Raw genomic sequence first — 18,704 nt, 5'->3', positions numbered from 1 at the left:
TGCGGAAAGGATTCCGCAGGGGATGCGGCCCGGAAAGGATTCCGGGCCGAGCGGAGGACGTACCCTTCCGGTGAATCCCATCTTGTTTTTCACTCGCACGATTTGAGAAGATAGCCCAGGTCATGGCACCTCGTGGCGGCACCGGTCGACGGTGTCCGCTGCGAATGACCAATGTCGAAACCCGAATGACCAATGAAATCCGAATGGCCAATGCCCAGATACCCATGACTCATCGATGGCCCGCGTTGGCCGAGGGGCTGCGGTGTGGCGAGCCGGAATATCGGCTCTGCGAGGTTGCTTGGCTGCGCTGTACTCGTGACCAATAAATGGCGACGGCGGAAAGGATGCCGCAGCGGGTACGGCCCGGAAAGGATTCCGGGCCGAGCGGATACATTTGGAGGCGCATGCCCACGCAAAGCCGTGGGCATGGCACCCGGCGCCCTGCGATCGAGAAACATGCGCGCAAAATGCGCACCAGTCGCGACGGGAGAGGCTAAAGTACCGGATGACTATGGCGTTAGCCGTCGGGAGAAGAAGAGGTCGCTTTGGAAGGGCCGGCCTTATGCGGCAGATGCATGGGTTATGGGCGAAGGGCGATACGCCAGAGAGGCAAGCCGCAGGGCGGGACACCCGCATTCGGATACTTGCGTCGCCTCACGCGAGCAAGTCGCGCACATGTTTGGGCTACGGCCGAAGGCCGCCTTGGTGATTTCTTGCGTCTATGGCCGCAAAGGCGACGTCCGGCCTTCACCATAGCACTTGAAATGTTCGAGGCGTCGTTCCTCTGGACAAAGCTCAGGCAGGCGTTGCAGACATTTCAGACCACCACAGGCTGCTTTGCACCGGCGTCCGAAGCGGTATAATCAGGTCGTGGTTCTGCGAGGCTGGAAACTGCGGGGCGAGGAGCCGCCAGGCATGCTCGCCATGAGCTGTTTCCGGATCCTTGGAGAGGCACTTGAAGTGCCGTCCGACGGGTTCGTGCAAATGTGCCCCGATCGCCTTGCGGGGCCGGAGGTCTGGCTTGCGAGAACGAGCCATGATTGACACCCCGAGCATGGCTTTGGCCGAAGGTGGGACCCACAGGCTGTAGCGAAGGTATCCGCTCGGGCGAGTTTTTGCAGTGATTTGTTGCACCGGCATTGTTGCCACCGTAGCTCAGTCGGTAGAGCAGCGGTTTTGTAAACCGCAGGTCGTCGGTTCGAGTCCGACCGGTGGCTGTCACGATAGGTCTTGTCGCCGTCGGGGGTTACGAGGATCTGTCGGCGTTCGGCAGTGCGGCCTGAAGCGCGTTTTAGCGCGGTCACTGACCGTGCCGGCGTCAGGGAGGTCCGCGTATGCCGACAGAAAAGCGCCAACCCGAAGGCTCCTTGGTACCGCCGGCGAGAGGGCCATTCACAAGCCCTCTTTACCCTCACCGACTTCGCCATGAGGAAACGTCGCGACCGCCGGCTCGCGAACATGGCTCGCCGCAGAGCGGTGAGCTGTACCACCGCGTGATCGCCGAGCGGGAGGCCAAGGGCCGCCGCCGGCCAGAGCGGTATCCTGGAGAGATGCCCCCCCCGCGCCCCCGGGGTGTTGCAACTGGTCGAGATGCTCAATCGGTTCTACAAGTGGGCCGAGCAGTTTCACGACCAGGGCGAACAACGCTTCTACGGCGTGCTGATTCGTCTCGTCCGTCAGTTCTATGGCCACACCTCCGCTGCGGAGTTCGGCCCCAGAAAGCTGCGATTCCTTCGGTATCAGATGGTCCGTGGTGACGAGAACGCCAAGCCGCCCCGGCGGCCCCGGTCTCGCAAGTACATCAATTCCCAGGTTCAGCGAATCCGCCGCATGTTCAAATGGGCGGCATCGCAAGAACTCGTACCTGTCGGGGTCTGCCGATCGCTACGTATAATCGAGTCATTGCGGCGCGGCAGATCAGGAGCGAGAGAGAACGCGAAGGTTGGCCTCGTTGAACAACGCCTGCTCGACGTGACGCTGCCTCGTCTCAGCCGGCCGGTCAAAGCCCTTGTTGATCTGTGGATTCTGACCGGGGCACGACCCAACGAATTGCCTGGGTTGCGTGGTTGCGATTTGGAGATGGATAACGAAACCGGCATCCGGCTGTATCGTCCCGGGAAGCACTGGACCATCTGCTGAGAGAAGGGGCAGATCATCCACTTCGGACCTGGTGCCCAAACGGTCAACAGTGAATAGCCCTTGCGGAGTGCGCCCGGCGGGGTTAAGATACGTGTGGCGATGGAGTCCGCCTTCAAGCGGTCCTGCCGACCTGATGACTCCTACCCGAATCGACCTGGGTAGGGGCGAAACGGCGCCAACGGAGCCCTGCCAGGACGATTCCTGTGCGGGGTTTTTTGTTGGCAGGCACGGGCCTGCGGCGAAGAGGCGCGGCGGACCATGAGCCGGCAGGACGACCAGAAAGGGCAACAGCGAAGTCGCGATCCGCAGATCATCCGCGAGGACTTGTTGCGGCCCAGCCACTATCTGGGCTACGACCGGGATGATCTGGGCTGCTATTTCCTCGGACGGGAAGCTTTTGAGCTTGCGGAGTCACAATTCCGCCGGGCCGTCTGGCTCAATCCCTATGAGCCGGTGTTCAAGATCCATTGGGCCGTTGCCTTAACCCATCTCAATCGCATGAGGGAGGCTCATGACCTGCTGGTCGGAGTCTTCAGGAATCGCCAGGACAATGCTCTGGCCCGCCAGTTGTGGCACCACTTCTGGCCGGCTGAACCACTCCCTGTACCGGAGCCGGCTTCGTCGGACCTGGGGAAGGTGGATCCTGCCACACAAGATCCTGCCCGTGAGGCGGAATGCCGCGATCCGCCGTGTTAGATGAAGCGATCATCGGTGGAGCTGCTTAATGGTGCGTTGGTCAACGAAAACACTCGGAGAAAGCGAGAAACACAAGGCCGGCATCACCGGCGATACCGTCGGCGATCCTCTGAAGGACACGGCGGGGCCGGCGATCAATCCGCTGATCAAGGTCATGAACATGGTCAGCCTGCTGATCATCGGGCTGATCCTACCGTACGATCACGAGATCATCGCCAAGCTTGGCGAACACAATGTCCAGGTGGCCGGCAAGAGTCCGGACGCCTTGTTCTGGGCGGTGGTTGTCGTGGGCGTTGGCGGCCTCGTGTGGGCCCTCTGGCAGTCGAAGCGAGAGACGCCCCAGCGGGGTTCGTTCAAGGCAGCACTGACAGGGGGATAGAGTGGGCAGAGACGTCAATCGCAGTGAACACCGTCCGGCTCATGTCAGCGTGTCCGGTTCCGGGGCGCATCGGGAATGTCTGACACGGGCCCTGCTCTCGGATGCCGGGAAGCAGCGCGGACGGCCTTCGCCGGACTCGATACGTTCCGTCATTGAGGCACTCATCCCATGCGTTTCCAGAGTATTCTGATTCCAAGCCTCGATGATTCTGCTGTGCAGGTGGCCGGTGAAGTCCCCGCCTTCTTTCGTGACCTGAATCTCGACCAGATCGTGGAGGCCATCACGGCGGGCCGGCGGGAATACGACCTCGCGCCGTTCTTCTATGCGCCCCTACATGACCTTGATGCGATTGCTTATCGTCAGGAGGTCATGCAGGATTTCGAGGACCCGAACCTGATTCAGGTCGTCGGGTCCTTTTCCCGGCGGATGCACGAAATACGCGTGCATCTGCCGCAACCGAAGGAGCACTACTACAGGTACGAAAGGGAACGATGGTTTCTGGACGCGGTGAGCATCTATTGCGAGGCCGTCGGGGAACTTGCCCATCGCCTCGCTGAGTTCGACCTGGGATCGCGAGGCATGCGTACCCTTCGCGAGTATCTGACGGAGTATGTAGCATCGGACTCCTTCCGAAAGCTCGCCGCAGAGGCGACATCGCTCAGGTCCGCCCTCTCCGCCATCAAGTACTGCCTGCTCATCCACGGTGGCCGCATCACGGTCCTCCGGTACGAAGGGGAAGGCGACTATAGCGCCGCGGTTGAGGCAAGCTTCCAGAAGTTCCGGCGCGGCGCGGCAAAGGACTATCGGGTCAAGGACTTGTGCTCGGAAAGCATGAACCACATTCAGGCGCAGGTGGTGGAGCGACTGGCGCGCCTTCATCCCGACACATTTGCCGCCCTGGAAGCCTATTACACGGAGCACGCGGATTACCTGGACGAGACGATATCGCGGTTCGACCGGGAGGTTCAGTTCTACGTCGCTTATCTGGCGCACATCGCAAGATTCCGGAGCGCCGGCCTGAGTTTCTGCTACCCGCGGCTTTCCCGCGAGTCCAAGGAGATCAGCGCTCGCCGCACGTTCGATCTCGCGCTGGCCGCCGCGCTCCTGGACAACGAGGCGACCGTCGTGACGAACGACTTCTTCCTGCGCGGCCCGGAGCGCATCTTCGTCGTCTCCGGCCCGAACCACGGCGGCAAGACAACGTTTGCCCGGACCTTCGGCCAGTTACACTATTTGGCCGCTTTGGGCTGTCCCGTCCCGGGCACCGAGGCGAGGCTTTTCCTGTACGACCGTCTCTTCACGCACTTCGAGCGCGAAGAGGACATCGAGACGCTGCGCGGCAAACTGCAGGACGACTTGTTCCGGATCCGCTCGATACTGGACCAAGCGACGCCGAACAGTATCGTCGTCATCAACGAGATCTTCTCGTCAACGACACTTAAGGACGCGGTCTATCTGGGCCAGAGGATCATGGCGAGGCTTTCCGCGTTGGACCTGCTTGGCGTGTGCGTCACCTTTCTGGAAGAATTGGCCTCCTTCAACGAGAAAACGGTCAGCGTCGTCAGCACCGTCGAGCCGGATGATCCGGCGATCCGCACTTACAAATTGGAGCGGAGGCCGGCCGACGGGCTCGCGTATGCCCTGGCGGTCGCCGAGAGGCACCACGTGACCTACGACTGGTTGATGAGGCGGATCAAGGCATGAAAGCACTGCTGATGCATCGGGATCGCGATTTCGACCTGGCGCAGGGACTTCCGTGGAACGAATCCGTGCTGACGCAGGACCTGGAACTGAATACCCTCCTGGACGCCATGGCGGGCGGCGACCGGTTCCTGTTCGACGTGGCGCGCAGGGGGCTCTTCTCGGGCCTGCGGAGCGACGTGGATACCGTCCTGTACCGGCAGGCGATCTTGAAGGACTGCCTGAAGAACCCTGCGGCGGTCAGGGAGTTCTATGATCTCACGGTGGAGACGATCAAGAGGAAGAGGACCGGCTGGCTCGGCATCCTCAGCCGCCAGCCGGCCGGAATCCTGAGCGAGTCGATCGCGCTGCTGGAGATGCTTATCGGCATGCTCAGGAAGCTGAGGGGCATCGCCAAGACGCACGCTGACCGATTCGACTCAGAGGGCTTCAAGGCCCTTTTTGCGATGATCGAGCGGGAACTGAGCGACGACTACCTCGCCGGCATCTGTCATCACCTGACGGAGCTGAAGTTTCGCAAGGGTCTGTTGCTGAGCGCTGAGCTGGGCGAAGGCAACGCGGGCATCAACTACACGCTATGCCAAGCGCACAAGAAGAGGCCGAGCTGGCTCCGGCGCATCCTCGGCCAGGGATCACCAGCGTACACCTTTCGCCTCGCCGATCGCGACGAGGCCGGCGCCAGGATCCTGTCGCAGATGCGGAACTGCGGGACCAACCTGGTGGCGAACGCCCTCGCTCAATCCGCCGATCACGTCCGCAGCTTCTTCGAGATGCTGCGGACGGAGTTGGCCTTCTACGTCGGCTGCCTGAATCTGCACGAGCGACTTGCGTCCAAGGGAGAACCGGTGTGCTTTCCCTGTCCGGTTCCCGCGGGTGAACGCAGGCTACGTTTCAGCGGTTTGTATGACCCCTGCCTTTCGTTGCTCACGGTACATCGAGTGGTAGGTAATGCCGTCGAGGCCGACGGGAAGAACCTCGTCATCATCACCGGTGCAAACCAGGGTGGAAAGTCGGTCTTTCTGCGCAGCATCGGTCTGGCCCAGATGATGATGCAATGCGGCATGTTTGTCGCGGCCCGGTCCTTCGAGGCCGAGCTCTGCACGGGCCTGTTCACGCACTACAAGCGGGAAGAGGACGCGACGATGAAGTACGGGAAACTCGACGAGGAGTTGGCGCGAATGAACGATATCGCCGACCATCTCGCGCCGAACGCGATGCTGCTGTGCAATGAATCGTTCGCCGCCACGAACCAGCGTGAAGGATCAGAGATCGCCAGACAGATCGCCTGTGCGCTGCTCGAAAGGCGCATCAAGGTGTTCTTGGTGACGCACCTGTACGAGTTTGCGCGCGGCCTGTTCGATAAGAGGCGGGAAGACGCCCTGTTCCTGCGCGCCGAACGGCAGGCGGACGGATCGCGTACCTTCAGACTCATCGAGGGTGAACCGCTGGAGACCAGTTATGGCGAAGACCTGTACCGGGAGGTCTTCCCGGACGGCACAGACAAAGAGGAACGGAATGAGGTTCCATCAGACAGACACCGTGATCAGGAGGATCGCCCTGCGCCGGCCGGGCCGGGCGCCGATCTGCGACAACCCGTTCGCACGAAAGGCATGAACCATGATATTTGCAGGGACGACGATCTCGCCGGGAATTGCATGCGGCCCCGCGCTGGTCTGGATGCCGGAGGATGAGCCGGTCCCGCGATGCGAGGTGTCGTCCTTATCGGTTCCGGACGAGAAGACACGGGTCGAACACGCCATGCGCAGGCTGCTCCGCGTCACCTTCGGGGCCTTCGATCTCGGCGCGGACAAGATGGCCGGCACTGCCGGCAGCCTCGAAGCGAATCCAATGCTTGGGTGCCGCCAAATCCGCGTGTTTCCGGACCATCCCGAGCAGTCCATCTGCCAGATGAGGGCGTTATTGCGGATGATGCGGAGAATCATTCCGGCCGGTCATCGCCACAATCGGCCGGTGAGCCTGTGCGGGGAGATGGCTTCCGACCCGATTTACACCATCATCCTGCTGGGGCTTGGAGTGGACGAACTCAGCGTGAATCCGGTCATGGTTCCGGCCATCAGAGCCTTACGGCCGGACGTCTGTGCGCCTTGCGCGCATGTTTCTGGATGCAGTGCGCTTGGGTTGCAGCCAGGAAAAAAGGGGGTCTGTCTCAGGGGGAGTCACCTATTCCCTGACCTGAATAGGTCTATCACCCATTAGCCCCCGTTTTGTCAAGCGCAAAGACTCCCTTGGCGAATCCGTTGGCAGATGGTTCGGCAGACGTTTCCGCGCAACCGTGTTGTCCTGCTCGCACTGAATCATCATCATGTTGTTGGTTGGATCTGCGGCTGGGGCCGCGGACTCTGGAGCTGGCCACCGAACTGGCGGCCTCGGTGGCCTTGGCCGTTGGGAGCATGCAGCCCCTGCCGCTGCTGCTCATCGACGATCATCGGCCCTATCCGGCCGCGATCCTGCAGGTCTTCGGGCTGATCCGGCATCGCCGTCGCAAGCGCGGCCGAGGGCGACGCAAGCATCCCGATCTGAAACCTCCGCCGGGCTTGTGGGTTGGGGTGGTGCGGAAGGTCCGCAATGCCACGGGCAAGCTGCTGCGGGTCCGGACGTGGGCCCTCTTCGGACGCAAGCGGGACATCGAGCGGCGGATGCGCCGTCTGCGCCTCGGCAGCCGGATCAACACCGCGCACATCGAGCGACTCAATGGGTCGCTGCGCGGTCAGCAAGCGCGTCTCGCCCGGCGAACGCGGAACGGTTCGCGGTTGGCCGAAGCCCTGCAGTGGTCGTTGGGGTTGTGGCGCGACCTGCACAACCGGACGCGCCCCACGGTTCGCCCGATGGACACACGCCCGCAATAGCGCTCGGACTGGCCGATGCGATATGGACGGTGCGTCACTATGTTCGGTGCGTGTTGCATGTCAGCGACCTGCACCGCATGATTGGTGCGGAGGAACGCCTGAACCGGTTTACCTCCGCCCTGGATGCCCGAAAACGGAAGAAGCGCTTATCAACATGAGGGACTGCTTTGTATTCGGGGCGAGGGGCGTTGGCAGTAAGTCACGACCGGGAGACGGGCCAGTTTTCGCGTTTACCTGGGACACGAACGGAATTCGTGAACCATGCTGAAACCGAAGCCAGCGATCACGTTCATTCTACCCAACCTACGCGCTGCTTGTCTTTGAGCACCCCGCTGGTGGAACTGGAGATGAAGACCACAAGCAGATGCCATAAGGCGACGCCGGAGACGCCTTCTGTTTTGCTCTGTCATTTCTTTTCTGAGGGCGAGCCATCAGCGTCCCCTGAAAATGTATGTCTCGACGTTCTGGCTTCCAGCTATCATGTCCTGAGCCGATTCTCGGCTGATCCAGGATCGCTTGCCATCTATGACGAGATGGCACCTGCCAGGTTCAGATGTTGTTAGAATCAGAAACCATCCGGGATGGTCCTTGCTGTCTCCTTCGTTTATGTAGAGGATTGAGTGAAGTCGATCAAGCTGTTGATTATCCTCAGCTAGAAAAAGCCGACTAGATAGAGAAGGGGGCAGAGAGTCCAGAAATGCTTGTGCGACGGAGCCAGGTTGCGTAGTGGCTCCCCGTGCATGATCCTGGAAGCTGACGGCGTAGGCCAACAAGGCGGACCTGCGCCACGCCTCTGTTTTTCTGGTACGGTATTCCCAAACGAGAAGAACAAGTCCGGCAATGCCGACGCCAACCAACAGCCAGACCGCAATGGACGGCTGCCATCGCATCCTCTTGTTGTCACCTACCACGCAATCCCATTCCGTCCTTCGTCAATAAGAGTCAGTTGCCGAGGTCATCCCAATCATGCCACATCCGTACCTTCCCTTCTGTCCACCAGATAGTGCCGAACTGGCTTATCATGTTCTCCCAATTCTTGCTCTTCTTGGCTTCACAGACGTAGAGAATCACCGTCGATAGCTTGTGATGTTGCGACGATGTACCATCATAGCTACTGATACCTACAAGCTCATCGTCATTCTCCGCTGCATCGGCAGCCCAGATAATGCCTTCGGCTCCATGAGCGACAATCGCCCAAGCGGCGATGTTTTCGTTTCCAAGATGTGATAAAACGACCGCTTTGGTTGCCCCTCTGATGTCAGAAACGAAGTAGCCCTGGTTCCGGAAATCACTGGCAATATCCTTCCACTCCATAACCGCCCACCAGAGATCAGCCGCATCGCCCCCCTTGGCCCAGAACTTCCAGCCAACCTTGATGTGTCCCAGGTGAACGTAGGCGGTATTGGGAACAGTATACTTGCAGTCAGCTCCAATCTTGGCTGTCGAAGATTGGGGAATCCCATCATTCATCGCCTTCAGCCATAGTTTATATTCGCTTGGCTCAAGCTTCACCAACTCCGCAAGCGTCTGAATCGTATCGCCCTGCTCGGAGGTAACAACCGCTCGGGGCTCGCCATTACGCTCAATCTTCCACAGACCGTATGGATCGACATAAATGATCGGATTGTTGTCAACGAAACGATAGACGTTCCCATTCGCCCTCTCGCCGTCAATTGGATCACGGGGAATGAAGCTCGTTGCCGGTCTCGCCGCTTGGCGGACCAGCACCGCGCCGGGCTCGGCAATCGGGTCTCGGTTCAGGAAGCGGCCCAGGCGTGGGCTATAGTAGGCCGAGGCGGCGTCGGCCATCAATACGGAAACGAGCAATCCCATCCCGATCGTAAGAACGTTTCTTTGACGCATTTTCTTTACCTCTCAATGTCGCCTACCGACTGGCGTTAGGATAACCTGTTTGATGCTGTCCTGCAAAACCTGGCTGTTGGGGTTGGCCAGGAACGCCCGGATGCCCCGAATAGTTCGGGATTCCGGGCTGATGTTGCGTGGGAGCTCCCGGCTGTACCGGCTGCCCGTATGTCCCGACCGATGGTCCCGTCATTTGTTGATAGATTTGGGCTGTCGGGTCGTCGGGATCGGGCGGCCTCGGTCCGTACTGCCAAGCTTCCGCAGCTGGGTTCTGGGCATACCTCGGTCGCGGGACCGCTCCGCAGACCACTCGCAGCGCCGTGAATGTGTTGGTATCTCGGGGTTGCAGGCGGTGGGCTTCGGCGAAGGCCGCGCGGGCCTCTGTCAATCGGCCATTCTGATGCATGCACATGCCGCGATGGTGCAGAAAGTCGGCCAGTTCCGCCTCTGGTGACATCGACGTGAGAAACACGCCGGTCGCCATATCGGCCTCGCTCAACGGCTTCGGCCAGCTACGGTAGTACTCGTCCGGATGGTAGCTGACGCCCCCATTGGTCGCTCCCTCGATGTTGAACCGCTCCTTGCCGTCATCCCAGCGGCAGAATAAGTGCTCCCTGGTTGCCACGAGCTTCATCGGGTAACCGAGCCGTCTGCCAATGGCCACGTACATGACTGGCATGGAAGCGCAGGTACCGCCGTTGGCACCCGGCAGCATCCCGTGAAGGAACATATCGCGAGAATCTCGGAAGTCAGGTTCGTAGATGCGATCCGGGTTGTACCGAACGCCGCAATCCTCCTGGAGGCACTGGACGATGAACTCAGCCCGCAGGCGCGCTTCCGAGTGGTTATAGTGCTCGGCGTAACGAGGATCGGTCACGCGGTATAGGTGGCGCAGCGTCTCGAACTTGACCTTGGCGGCCCATTCATCGAGCTTGGCCAGGATAGCGGGGATGTCGAGGTTCTCGGCGCCGGGTAGACCTTTAGCGCAGAGCAGGTTCACCAGGGCGACATCGATCTTGGCGAGTTGCTCGGGCGTCATGGCCAGGAGGTCGTAGTGCGAGGCGGGTATGGACTGGGACACTTCCTGAACTGGCGGCTGGTTCGGCCGGGCTCGGCTAACAGCTACGAAGGCTGCGGCGGTGACGCCAGCGCCGATTACGAAAGTCGCCAGGTAACCGAGTTTCGTCCATCGGTGGCTTGCGGGAGCTGGGGAGGTTTGGTGCCGCTTACGTTCTGTGTTAGCGGGCGAGCCCTTCCCTGACTTGTGTCCCGCGCGCGACATGAGCGATACTCCCAAGTTGACCCGTATTGTCACCGCGCACACGGCCGTGTCAAGCCCGAACTTGGTCCGAACCCGCTGTGGTCACCCGTGGCCCGGCGGAGATCTCGTGGCTGGCGACAGGGGAATCATAGAACCGATAGCCTCCTTATGCGACGGTAATCGCGCATAACATCATTCTAAACAATGAGTTATGTGCTCCAGGTGACGACCTAACAAAAAAAACTTGCCCGGCTTTTTACGAATTGCCCCTGTCGCCGGAAATAAGTGGTTGACGAGCGAGTGGTATGCTCGCGGTACAGGCATCAACCAAGGAGGTCATGACGATGCAGACGACGGGACTGACGTTCGACGAGTACGTGGACCTGCGGCTCCGACCGCCGGCAGGGGCGGACCGGGCCTTTCACGAGGCGGCCGAGATGGAGCGGGAACGGATGTTCCCCATGACGCTGACAGCGGCTTCGAGCCATCTCCGATCGCGGGGTTACGACTGCAAGCCGGCGATGCTGGAGATGTTGATTGAGAATCGCGTCGTGGCGCCCGCCGGGCCGGACGCCTGGTCGCAGGGGGATGTGGATGCTGCCGCCGAACATTTCGAGGACTGCCAGCTCTTCACCCCCTACGCGGCGATGTGCGTGGCGCTGGGGTGTCGCTACGCCGACTTCCTGCGGCCGCTGCGCGAGGCAGCGGAGCGCGAGTCGACCAGGTACGGCCGGCGCGTGCCCGACGACGATCAGTACTTCGTCATGCACCGGGTGCCGCCTCGGGAGACCAGTCCGGCGGTTATTTCCTTCACGCTGTGCGATGACATCCGAGAGAGGCTCGAACGCGGCGAGGAGGTGTAAATGAACCCCTCACCGCAGGAACTGAAGCTGACGCCCGACCTGCTGGAATACGCCAGGGCCGTGGCTCTCAAGGAGGCCCCCAAGCACTGCGGGTCAAGGATCAGCTACGACGACGTGGTGCAGGAAGCGATCCTGCACCTGCTCAGCAGGCCGCCAAAGTTCGACCCTTCACGGGGCGCGAGCGAGAAGACACTCATCTACACCATCGTACAGAGGGCCGTCATCAAGTACGCCGAGCGCGAGAGGAAGCACGTATCGCCGCTACGGCCGTTTGATGAACCGGCAGACGAGTCGTCGGGCGCCCTTGCCGGCCCGACGGAAGATCAGATGCGAACCCATCGGCGTCTGACGGGCAAGGGCCCGACCAAGCATGCGACGCTGCAGGCGGTCGTGGATGAAATGCTCATCTACATCGACAACGAGGAAAGCCGGGCGCTGTGCAGGTTGTTCATCGAGTGCGACGGCAACACCAGCGCGACAGCGCGGCGCATGGGTATGACCGAGGGCGCCATTCGTTACCGCCTGAAGATGCTCGCGCCGAAGCTGCTGGCAGCGGGATTCAATCCATTCTCGCAAGGAGGCGACACATGACGGCCATTGCTACCGACAATCTGTTGCTGACGGCGCCCGAGGTCGCCATCGAGGCCGGTGGCGAACCCAAGCGCCCGCGTATCAGCATCACGGCATACACCGGTGGGCTGATGCGGGTGCCCGGCTGGGGTGACGTCGTGATCGACTTGGCCGGTTTGGACGCCGCCGGTCAGATCCCGCTGCTGGCCGACCACGACGCGCGAGTGGGCGGCGTGGTAGGACACGGTGAGGCTCGCGTTACCGATGGCCGATTGGTCGTCGCGGGCGTCATGAGTGGCGCGGGCGAAGCGGCCCGGCAGATCGTGGAGATGACGTCCGGCGGGTTCGCGTTTCAGGCTTCGGTCGGTGTCGAGCCGGTCGAACACGAGCGCATCAAGCCGCGCGAAAGAGTACAGGTCAATGGGCGGTCGCTGTCATCGCCGCGCGGGTTCGCGCTGGTCAAGCAGGGCCGGCTTCGGGAAGTGAGTATCACGCCGTTGGGCGCGGACGCAGGCACGTCCGTAGCCATCGCGGCGTCAGGTCATGCCAAGGAGTGGTTGCATATGAACACGGACGTTCAAAACGCAGATGAGCAAGAGATTCGCGCCAACGAGCGGCAGCGGATCGCCGAGATCGAGAACCTTTGCCGCAAGCCGGACGGCGGCTGGGGCCGGATGCAGGCGAAGGTGGACGAACTGAAGGCCTCGGCTATCGCGGGCGAGCTCAGCGCGCAGGATCTGTCGGCCGAGTTGCTGAACATCCTGCGCGAGTCACGACCGAAGGCGCCGATGGCCTACACTCCGCAGCCCGTCGGCGGCGTGGCCACGTTGGAAGCGGCGCTGTTGAAGCGACTGGGCCTCACCGCGCTGGGTGAGAAGGCCCTCGGCGCGATCGCGATGGAGCACGGCGATCGGCTCAAAGCGACCCATACCCTCGACATCTGCCGGGCGGCGTTGATGCTGGACGGTGCGGACGTACCCCACGGACGCGAGGAGATGGTCCGCGCGTCTCTGTCCTTGGCTTCGCTGCCGCAGGCGCTCGGCAATCTGGCCAACAAGCTGCTGCTGGACGCTTACGACGAGGCCCCGGCGACCTGGCGAGCGTTCTGTTCGGTACGGTCGGTGGCCGACTTCAAGCCGCACACCGCGATCCGCCCGAGCTTCACCGGCCAGTTGAAACACGTCGCGCCGGGCGGCGAAATCAAGCACGGCCAGGTCGATGAGTGGTTCACGCAGTTTCAGGTGGATACGTTCGGCAAGATGCTGAGCATCGACCGGCGCGACATCATCAATGACGACCTGGGCGTGTTCGACGAGACGGCCCGGGCGTTCGGCCGTGCCGCGATGCGGAAGCTGTCCGACCTCGTGTACGAGACGTTGCTGGGCAATGCGAACGGCTTCTTCAGTACTGCCAACGGCAACTACATCGAAGGCGCGGACGCGGCGCTGAGTTTCGACAGCCTCGCGCTGGCGATCACGGCGATGATGCTTCAGCGCGATGACGAGGGCAACGATCTCGATCTGCGGCCGGCTACGTTGCTCGTGCCGCCGGAGCTTCAGCCGACGGCCAAGGCGTTGCTCGAAAGCGAGTTCATCCAGCAGATCGCCGAGAAGATGCCGACGGGCAACTCGTTGCGTCGGGCGGTGAGCATCGAGGTCGAACCGCGTCTGAGCAACAGCGCGAAGTTCGGCGCGGCGGCCAGCGATAAGCACTGGTATCTGTTCACCAGCCCGGCTAATACTCCGATGGTCACAGCCTTCCTCAACGGGCGTCAGCAGCCGACGGTCGAGTTCTTCGGTCTCGATCAGGACGTGAACACCTTGGCGGTAAGTTGGCGCGTGTACCATGACTTCGGTGCCGCACTGGTCGATCCGCGGGCCGCCGTCCGATCGAAGGGCCAGGCGTAACGTGATCCTGCCGTGGGGCGGGCGCGCGGATCGGCGATCCTCATCCACGTCGATCACGTCGCCCGCCCCATCATTGACCCGACAGCCATCAAACCACCGACCCAACGCACGACAACGGAAGACGGCGGTTACGGACCGCGCCATGGCAATGGAGTGCCTGATGACAACGGTGACACTGGACAGGAAGGACGCGACGGATCGCGTGGGCGATTTCGAGATGCGCGTGGTGACCGGCGAGCGCACGTCCGAATCCGAGGAACGCTGGTCGAGGCGGTCGGAGATGATCGCGACGTGGCTATTGGATGAATGGAAGCGTCAACAGCGTGAGATTGCCCAGAGGAACTGATCATGCTGGCGATCAGCCAATCAACTGCCGAGTCTGATCTGGTGCGCCACTACGACGACGGTGCGGGCCGGCCCAACGCGACGCGCGAGAAAGAACGTGCATTTCGCCAGGGATTCCTCGAAGAGGCCCAGCGTATCGTGCGCGAGTGGATCGATCCTGACGAGGACACGTTCGATCCATGGGGCGAGGAGCAGGCCGCCCTTCAGCTTCGGCTTCGCGTTCGTGAGCGCTACACGGTGTATGGGGCCGGGTACGGACCCGGCTGCGCAGGGCGAAAGACTTATCACCTCGGATATCGACCGGGACACGGAGTGCCCTCCGCCCGTGCGCGCGGTCGACATCATGCTCTCGCGTACGTCACGCAGGCTTGGGACGAGATGGACGACCTCGATACGTTCGAGCGGCTGATCCTTCCGGCCTGGCTCACGGCAGTTGAGCGCTGGGTCCGTGAGCCGATTCGACCTTCGGTCATCACAGCGCCGCCGAGGCCGTTGGAGATACCGGGCGTGGCGGATTACTTGGATGACATGCGTCAGAGAAAGGCACCATCAACAGAGATCATGCGTAACGAATCCGGCAGGTTGGTCCCGCTGTGCGGTTCGCAGGGCGGGACAGCGTCTCCGCGAAGACTCGAACTCGTCCGCGCCGACCAGATCGAAATGCGTCCGCCCGATTGGCTGCTTCGCGGCATGCTCGAACGCGACACGTTCGCCCTGGTCTTCGGTGATCCCGGCAGCGGCAAATCCTTCCTGGCGATCGACTGGGCATGCCGCGTCGTGACGGGGACACCCTGGCGCAGCCATGACGTCACGCAAGGCCCGGTCGTCTACGTGGCCGGAGAGGGCCAACAGGGATTCGGCAGACGCATCCGGGCGTGGAGTGAGTACAACGGCGTAAGCCTGGCTGACGCGCCGTTGTACGTCGCCCCTGCAGTGGCAATTCCTGAAGCGCGTGATCTGATCGCACTCGTTCAGGCCATCCACGATGTGGCGGGCAAACCGACGTTGATCGTGTTGGACACCCTGGCGCGGTGCTTTGGTGGTGGCGATGAAAACAGCACCCAGGACATGAGCCAGTTCGTCTCCGCCTGCGACGTTCTGCGGAGGCAATACGGCTGCACGATCCTGGTGGTGCATCACACCGGCCATGCCGATAAGAACCGCGCCCGGGGTGCCATCGCCCTCAAGGCGGCACTCGATGCCGAGTACCGTTTGGTCAACGACGACAAACTGTTGCTGACAGCGACGAAGATGAAAGACTCGGAGACACCGCCGCCGGTTGCCATGGAACTGGTTCCCGTTGAACTGCCTGGCATTGTGGACGAATACGGCAACCCGGTCACGTCGGCAGCCATCGAGGTGCTCGATGCCGATACCGGCGCAATCATATCGAAGGCCAAGACGATCAGGCCGCGAGGAAAATGGCAGGACGTTGGCTTCGGGGTGGCGCGTCGGCTGGTCGCCGCCAGTGACGATGGGTGCGTGTCCATCAACGCTTGGCGCGATGAGTGTCAAGCCGCCGGGATGGTTCGGCAGAACCAGCATCGGGTGCTTGAGGGCTTGGTGAACCGTGGTGAGATCGCCGTGAGCGATGGTGTTTTGAGCATCGTCACAACCTGAACGTCACGCGTCACGCCCACGTTCGCCCCCTTAGGGGGGCGAAACGTGACGTGACGTGGCCTTGAGATGAGATGTGCCAACGTGACGACGAAACGTGACGCATTCAACACATTGCGAATACAAGACTTGTGAAGATCGTCACATCTCGGCATAGCGTAAAACGTGACGATGTGACGCTACGAGATGTGACGGAGCGTCACGTTTGCCAAACGTGACGCCTGCGGCATGGGTCCTCCCGGGCATCGAGCCTTGCCGATGGCCTTGGGAACAGCGCCCAATCCCATGAGAGTTTGTTTACCAGGGTGAGCATTCTGCCGTAACGCCGGGAGGTGGCTATGAACGGATTCCTGACGCGACAAACGCTCCTGGAGGCCACCTGGCGCCGTCTGGGCGACAGTCGTGGCTGTTATCGTCGCCGATGTGTGGAATGTGGCCACATCCTGTACGCCAGTCGGCCGGAGGCGCAATACTGCCGCCCGGCCTGTCGCCAGCGGGCCTACCGGCGGCGGGTGCGGTTTCGCCGGGAATCCGCCTTGATGTTCTCGGCGAATTGAGCCCTCATGGTGGCGGTATCCGTGAACCGCCGACACGAAAGGAAACGCCATGATCGCTACCACCGACACCATTCCCGCCGTCGCGTACCTGCGCCGCTCGACGGACAAGCAGGAGCAGAGCATTGGTGACCAGCGGCTCGAGATCGCCCGGCATGCCGAGGAACAGGGCTATCAGATCATCCGCGAGTACGTGGATGATGCCATCAGCGGCACCAGCGCCGACGAGCGCCCGGGCTTTCAGCGCATGATCGCCGACGCCGCCCGCGGCGACTTCGCGGCCGTCATCGTCTGGAACTCCGATCGGTTCAGTCGTGGCGACGTGACCGAGACGGAGCACTATCGCTACCTGCTGCGGCAAGCGAACGTAAAGGTGCTGTCGGTCACCGAAGACTACCTCGCCCGCGATGGTATCGATGGCGACGTGCTGCGAACCGTGAAGCAGTTCCAGAACCGCCAGTACTCGATCAGCCTTTCACAGAACACGCTGCGCGGGCAGATCAGCGCCATCATGGCCGAGTCCGATCCCGGCCGGGCCGCACCGTATGGCTACGATCGAGAAATTCTCGCGCCCGACGGGTCGGTCATGTTCCGCATCCGCTTCTGCCCGGGCCGGGTGCGCGAGGTTTACGACAAAGACGGCAAGCTACAGGCCACGTATGCGAAGGGGCAATCGCTATTGAAACCCGGCAAGGAATGCAAGGCGCGGCTGGTGTTGAGCGATACCGAGCGCGTCCAGGTGGTCAAGGACATCTTTCGTATGTGCCTCGATGGCCTCGGCTTCGCATCCATCGCCGCCGAGTTGAATGCCAAAGGTATCCCCGGTCCGCTCCGCGAGGTATGGGGCTTCACCACCGTCAAGGCCATCCTGGAGAACCCGACGTACCGTGGCGATCTCGTCTGGAACCGACGGACGGAAGCGAAGTTCTATCGCGTCGAGAACGGTCGAGCTCAGAAGCGCGAACGCCAAATCGGCGAGGCCAAGGTCGTCAAGACGCCCAAGGACGAGTGGGTCGTCGTGCCGAACGCCGTGCCCACTATCATCAGCCGCGAAGATTGGGACAGGGTTCAGGTGATGGTGGCCAAGCGTCGCCGGGCCAAGGGCGGGGCCGGGCATCGCAACCGGCGATGGCTACTGACGGGCGTCCTCGAGTGCGGCGACTGCGGCCACAAGTTCTGGGGCGACCCCAGGCGCAAGGGCCGCATCGAAGGCCGCGCGCCGGTCGTCACCAACTACTACACCTGCTCCGGCCGACGTTCGCATGGCAAAACCATCTGCGAGGTTCCCTCGACATTGCGGACCGAGCAGATCGAGGAATGGGTACTCGGCAAGCTGGCAGACATCATCGCCACCGACGAAGACGGTATCGATGCCGCCATTCGGCGGTTCGTGGAATCGGTTGGCCGAAACGACACCGGCGGTACCGATACCGAACGCATCGCCCGCGAACTCAAGCAGATCAACGACACGGTGACAGCGCTGACGATGAACATCGATCCCGCCAATCTGGCCATGCTCAACGATCGCCTGACGCAGATGCGGCTTCGCAAGGAATCCTTGGAGCAGGAACTTCAAGTGGCTCAACAGTCCAGCAGTAACCAGGATGCGGCGGCCATGCGGAAGTGGGCAAAGGCACAACTGGCCGGCTTGCAGGCAGCGATGAATGGAATGCGGAACGACCGAACGCGAGAGGTGATCGGAACTTACGTCGACCGCATCATCGTCTGGCCGTCGCAGAAGCGAGGCGAGATGATTCTGAACGCTGCCGCGCAACCCCTATGGAAAACCCACGATCGCCCTTGCGGACGGTCGTGGGCTAACAGAATCGGGGCGACTGGATTTGAACCAGCGACCTCTTGACCCCCAGTCAAGCGCTCTAGGCCAGGCTGAGCTACGCCCCGGTCATGGTCTTGCGAACGGGCTATGTCGCGCGGGCCGTGG

General features: G+C 61.7%; 16 protein-coding genes, 2 tRNA genes and 1 riboswitch. Of the genes, 15 read left to right on the top strand and 3 right to left on the bottom strand.

What is annotated here, in order from left to right; translation table 11 throughout:
* Positions 1-1,144 precede the first annotated feature (1,144 nt).
* The 8 genes from PLL20_14005 (at position 1,145) to PLL20_13970 (ending at position 7,782) form a co-directional block, all read left to right on the top strand.
* Positions 1,145-1,217 (top strand) — tRNA-Thr (locus tag PLL20_14005).
* A 373-nt stretch (positions 1,218-1,590) separates the two neighbouring features.
* Entirely contained in the window at positions 1,591-2,139 is a 549-nt protein-coding gene (locus PLL20_14000) for a hypothetical protein (protein HPD31104.1), read from the top strand.
* A gap of 86 nt (positions 2,140-2,225) precedes the next feature.
* A riboswitch (Fluoride riboswitch) is annotated at positions 2,226-2,289 on the top strand.
* A 108-nt stretch (positions 2,290-2,397) separates the two neighbouring features.
* Positions 2,398-2,835: a hypothetical protein gene (locus PLL20_13995; protein HPD31103.1), complete on the top strand. Its 438-nt coding sequence runs from the start codon at positions 2,398-2,400 to the stop codon at positions 2,833-2,835.
* Positions 2,836-2,863: 28 nt separating this feature from the next.
* Positions 2,864-3,214, top strand: coding sequence for a sodium/proton-translocating pyrophosphatase (locus PLL20_13990; protein HPD31102.1), 351 nt, complete (start codon positions 2,864-2,866; stop codon positions 3,212-3,214).
* A 168-nt stretch (positions 3,215-3,382) separates the two neighbouring features.
* Entirely contained in the window at positions 3,383-4,918 is a 1,536-nt protein-coding gene (locus PLL20_13985; GenBank protein ID HPD31101.1) for a DNA mismatch repair protein MutS, read from the top strand.
* Positions 4,915-6,606, top strand: coding sequence for a DNA mismatch repair protein MutS (locus PLL20_13980; GenBank protein HPD31100.1), 1,692 nt, complete (start codon positions 4,915-4,917; stop codon positions 6,604-6,606). The genes PLL20_13985 and PLL20_13980 overlap by 4 nt, the downstream gene beginning before the upstream one ends.
* Positions 6,593-7,132 (top strand): hypothetical protein, encoded by a 540-nt coding sequence (locus PLL20_13975; protein ID HPD31099.1) that lies wholly within the window; start codon positions 6,593-6,595, stop codon positions 7,130-7,132. The genes PLL20_13980 and PLL20_13975 overlap by 14 nt, the downstream gene beginning before the upstream one ends.
* Before the next feature lie 116 nt (positions 7,133-7,248).
* Entirely contained in the window at positions 7,249-7,782 is a 534-nt protein-coding gene (locus PLL20_13970) for a hypothetical protein (GenBank protein HPD31098.1), read from the top strand.
* A gap of 942 nt (positions 7,783-8,724) precedes the next feature.
* Here PLL20_13970 and PLL20_13965 read toward each other — a convergent pair.
* Positions 8,725-9,645, bottom strand: coding sequence for a hypothetical protein (locus PLL20_13965; GenBank protein HPD31097.1), 921 nt, complete (start codon positions 9,643-9,645; stop codon positions 8,725-8,727).
* A gap of 22 nt (positions 9,646-9,667) precedes the next feature.
* The gene (locus PLL20_13960; GenBank protein HPD31096.1) at positions 9,668-10,726 is read right to left on the bottom strand and encodes a transglutaminase family protein; all 1,059 of its coding nucleotides are present in this window, start codon (positions 10,724-10,726) and stop codon (positions 9,668-9,670) included.
* A 524-nt stretch (positions 10,727-11,250) separates the two neighbouring features.
* On the opposite strand from PLL20_13960, the gene PLL20_13955 reads away from it, so the two are divergent.
* From PLL20_13955 to PLL20_13925, 7 genes are all read left to right on the top strand, one after another.
* Positions 11,251-11,769: a hypothetical protein gene (locus PLL20_13955; GenBank protein ID HPD31095.1), complete on the top strand. Its 519-nt coding sequence runs from the start codon at positions 11,251-11,253 to the stop codon at positions 11,767-11,769.
* Positions 11,770-12,360 carry a sigma-70 family RNA polymerase sigma factor gene (locus PLL20_13950; GenBank protein HPD31094.1) on the top strand — a complete coding sequence of 197 codons (591 nt, stop codon included), beginning with the start codon at positions 11,770-11,772 and terminating at the stop codon, positions 12,358-12,360.
* A complete protein-coding gene (locus tag PLL20_13945; GenBank protein ID HPD31093.1) occupies positions 12,357-14,246 on the top strand; it encodes a Mu-like prophage major head subunit gpT family protein in 1,890 nt (629 codons plus the stop codon). The genes PLL20_13950 and PLL20_13945 overlap by 4 nt, the downstream gene beginning before the upstream one ends.
* Positions 14,247-14,406: 160 nt before the next feature.
* The gene (locus PLL20_13940) at positions 14,407-14,592 is read left to right on the top strand and encodes a hypothetical protein (GenBank protein ID HPD31092.1); all 186 of its coding nucleotides are present in this window, start codon (positions 14,407-14,409) and stop codon (positions 14,590-14,592) included.
* A gap of 2 nt (positions 14,593-14,594) precedes the next feature.
* Positions 14,595-16,211 carry a helicase RepA family protein gene (locus tag PLL20_13935; GenBank protein ID HPD31091.1) on the top strand — a complete coding sequence of 539 codons (1,617 nt, stop codon included), beginning with the start codon at positions 14,595-14,597 and terminating at the stop codon, positions 16,209-16,211.
* 335 nt (positions 16,212-16,546) lie between these two features.
* Positions 16,547-16,765 (top strand): hypothetical protein, encoded by a 219-nt coding sequence (locus tag PLL20_13930; protein ID HPD31090.1) that lies wholly within the window; start codon positions 16,547-16,549, stop codon positions 16,763-16,765.
* A gap of 49 nt (positions 16,766-16,814) precedes the next feature.
* The gene (locus tag PLL20_13925; GenBank protein HPD31089.1) at positions 16,815-18,623 is read left to right on the top strand and encodes a recombinase family protein; all 1,809 of its coding nucleotides are present in this window, start codon (positions 16,815-16,817) and stop codon (positions 18,621-18,623) included.
* Here PLL20_13925 and PLL20_13920 read toward each other — a convergent pair.
* Positions 18,589-18,664 (bottom strand) — tRNA-Pro (locus tag PLL20_13920). The genes PLL20_13925 and PLL20_13920 overlap by 35 nt on opposite strands.
* Positions 18,665-18,704: the final 40 nt, after the last annotated feature.

This window comes from Phycisphaerae bacterium, assembly GCA_035384605.1.
Classification (GTDB): Bacteria; Planctomycetota; Phycisphaerae; order UBA1845; family PWPN01; genus JAUCQB01.
The sequence above is the reverse complement of the archived record's forward strand: the minus strand, read 5'-3'. Positions and strand labels throughout refer to the sequence as shown.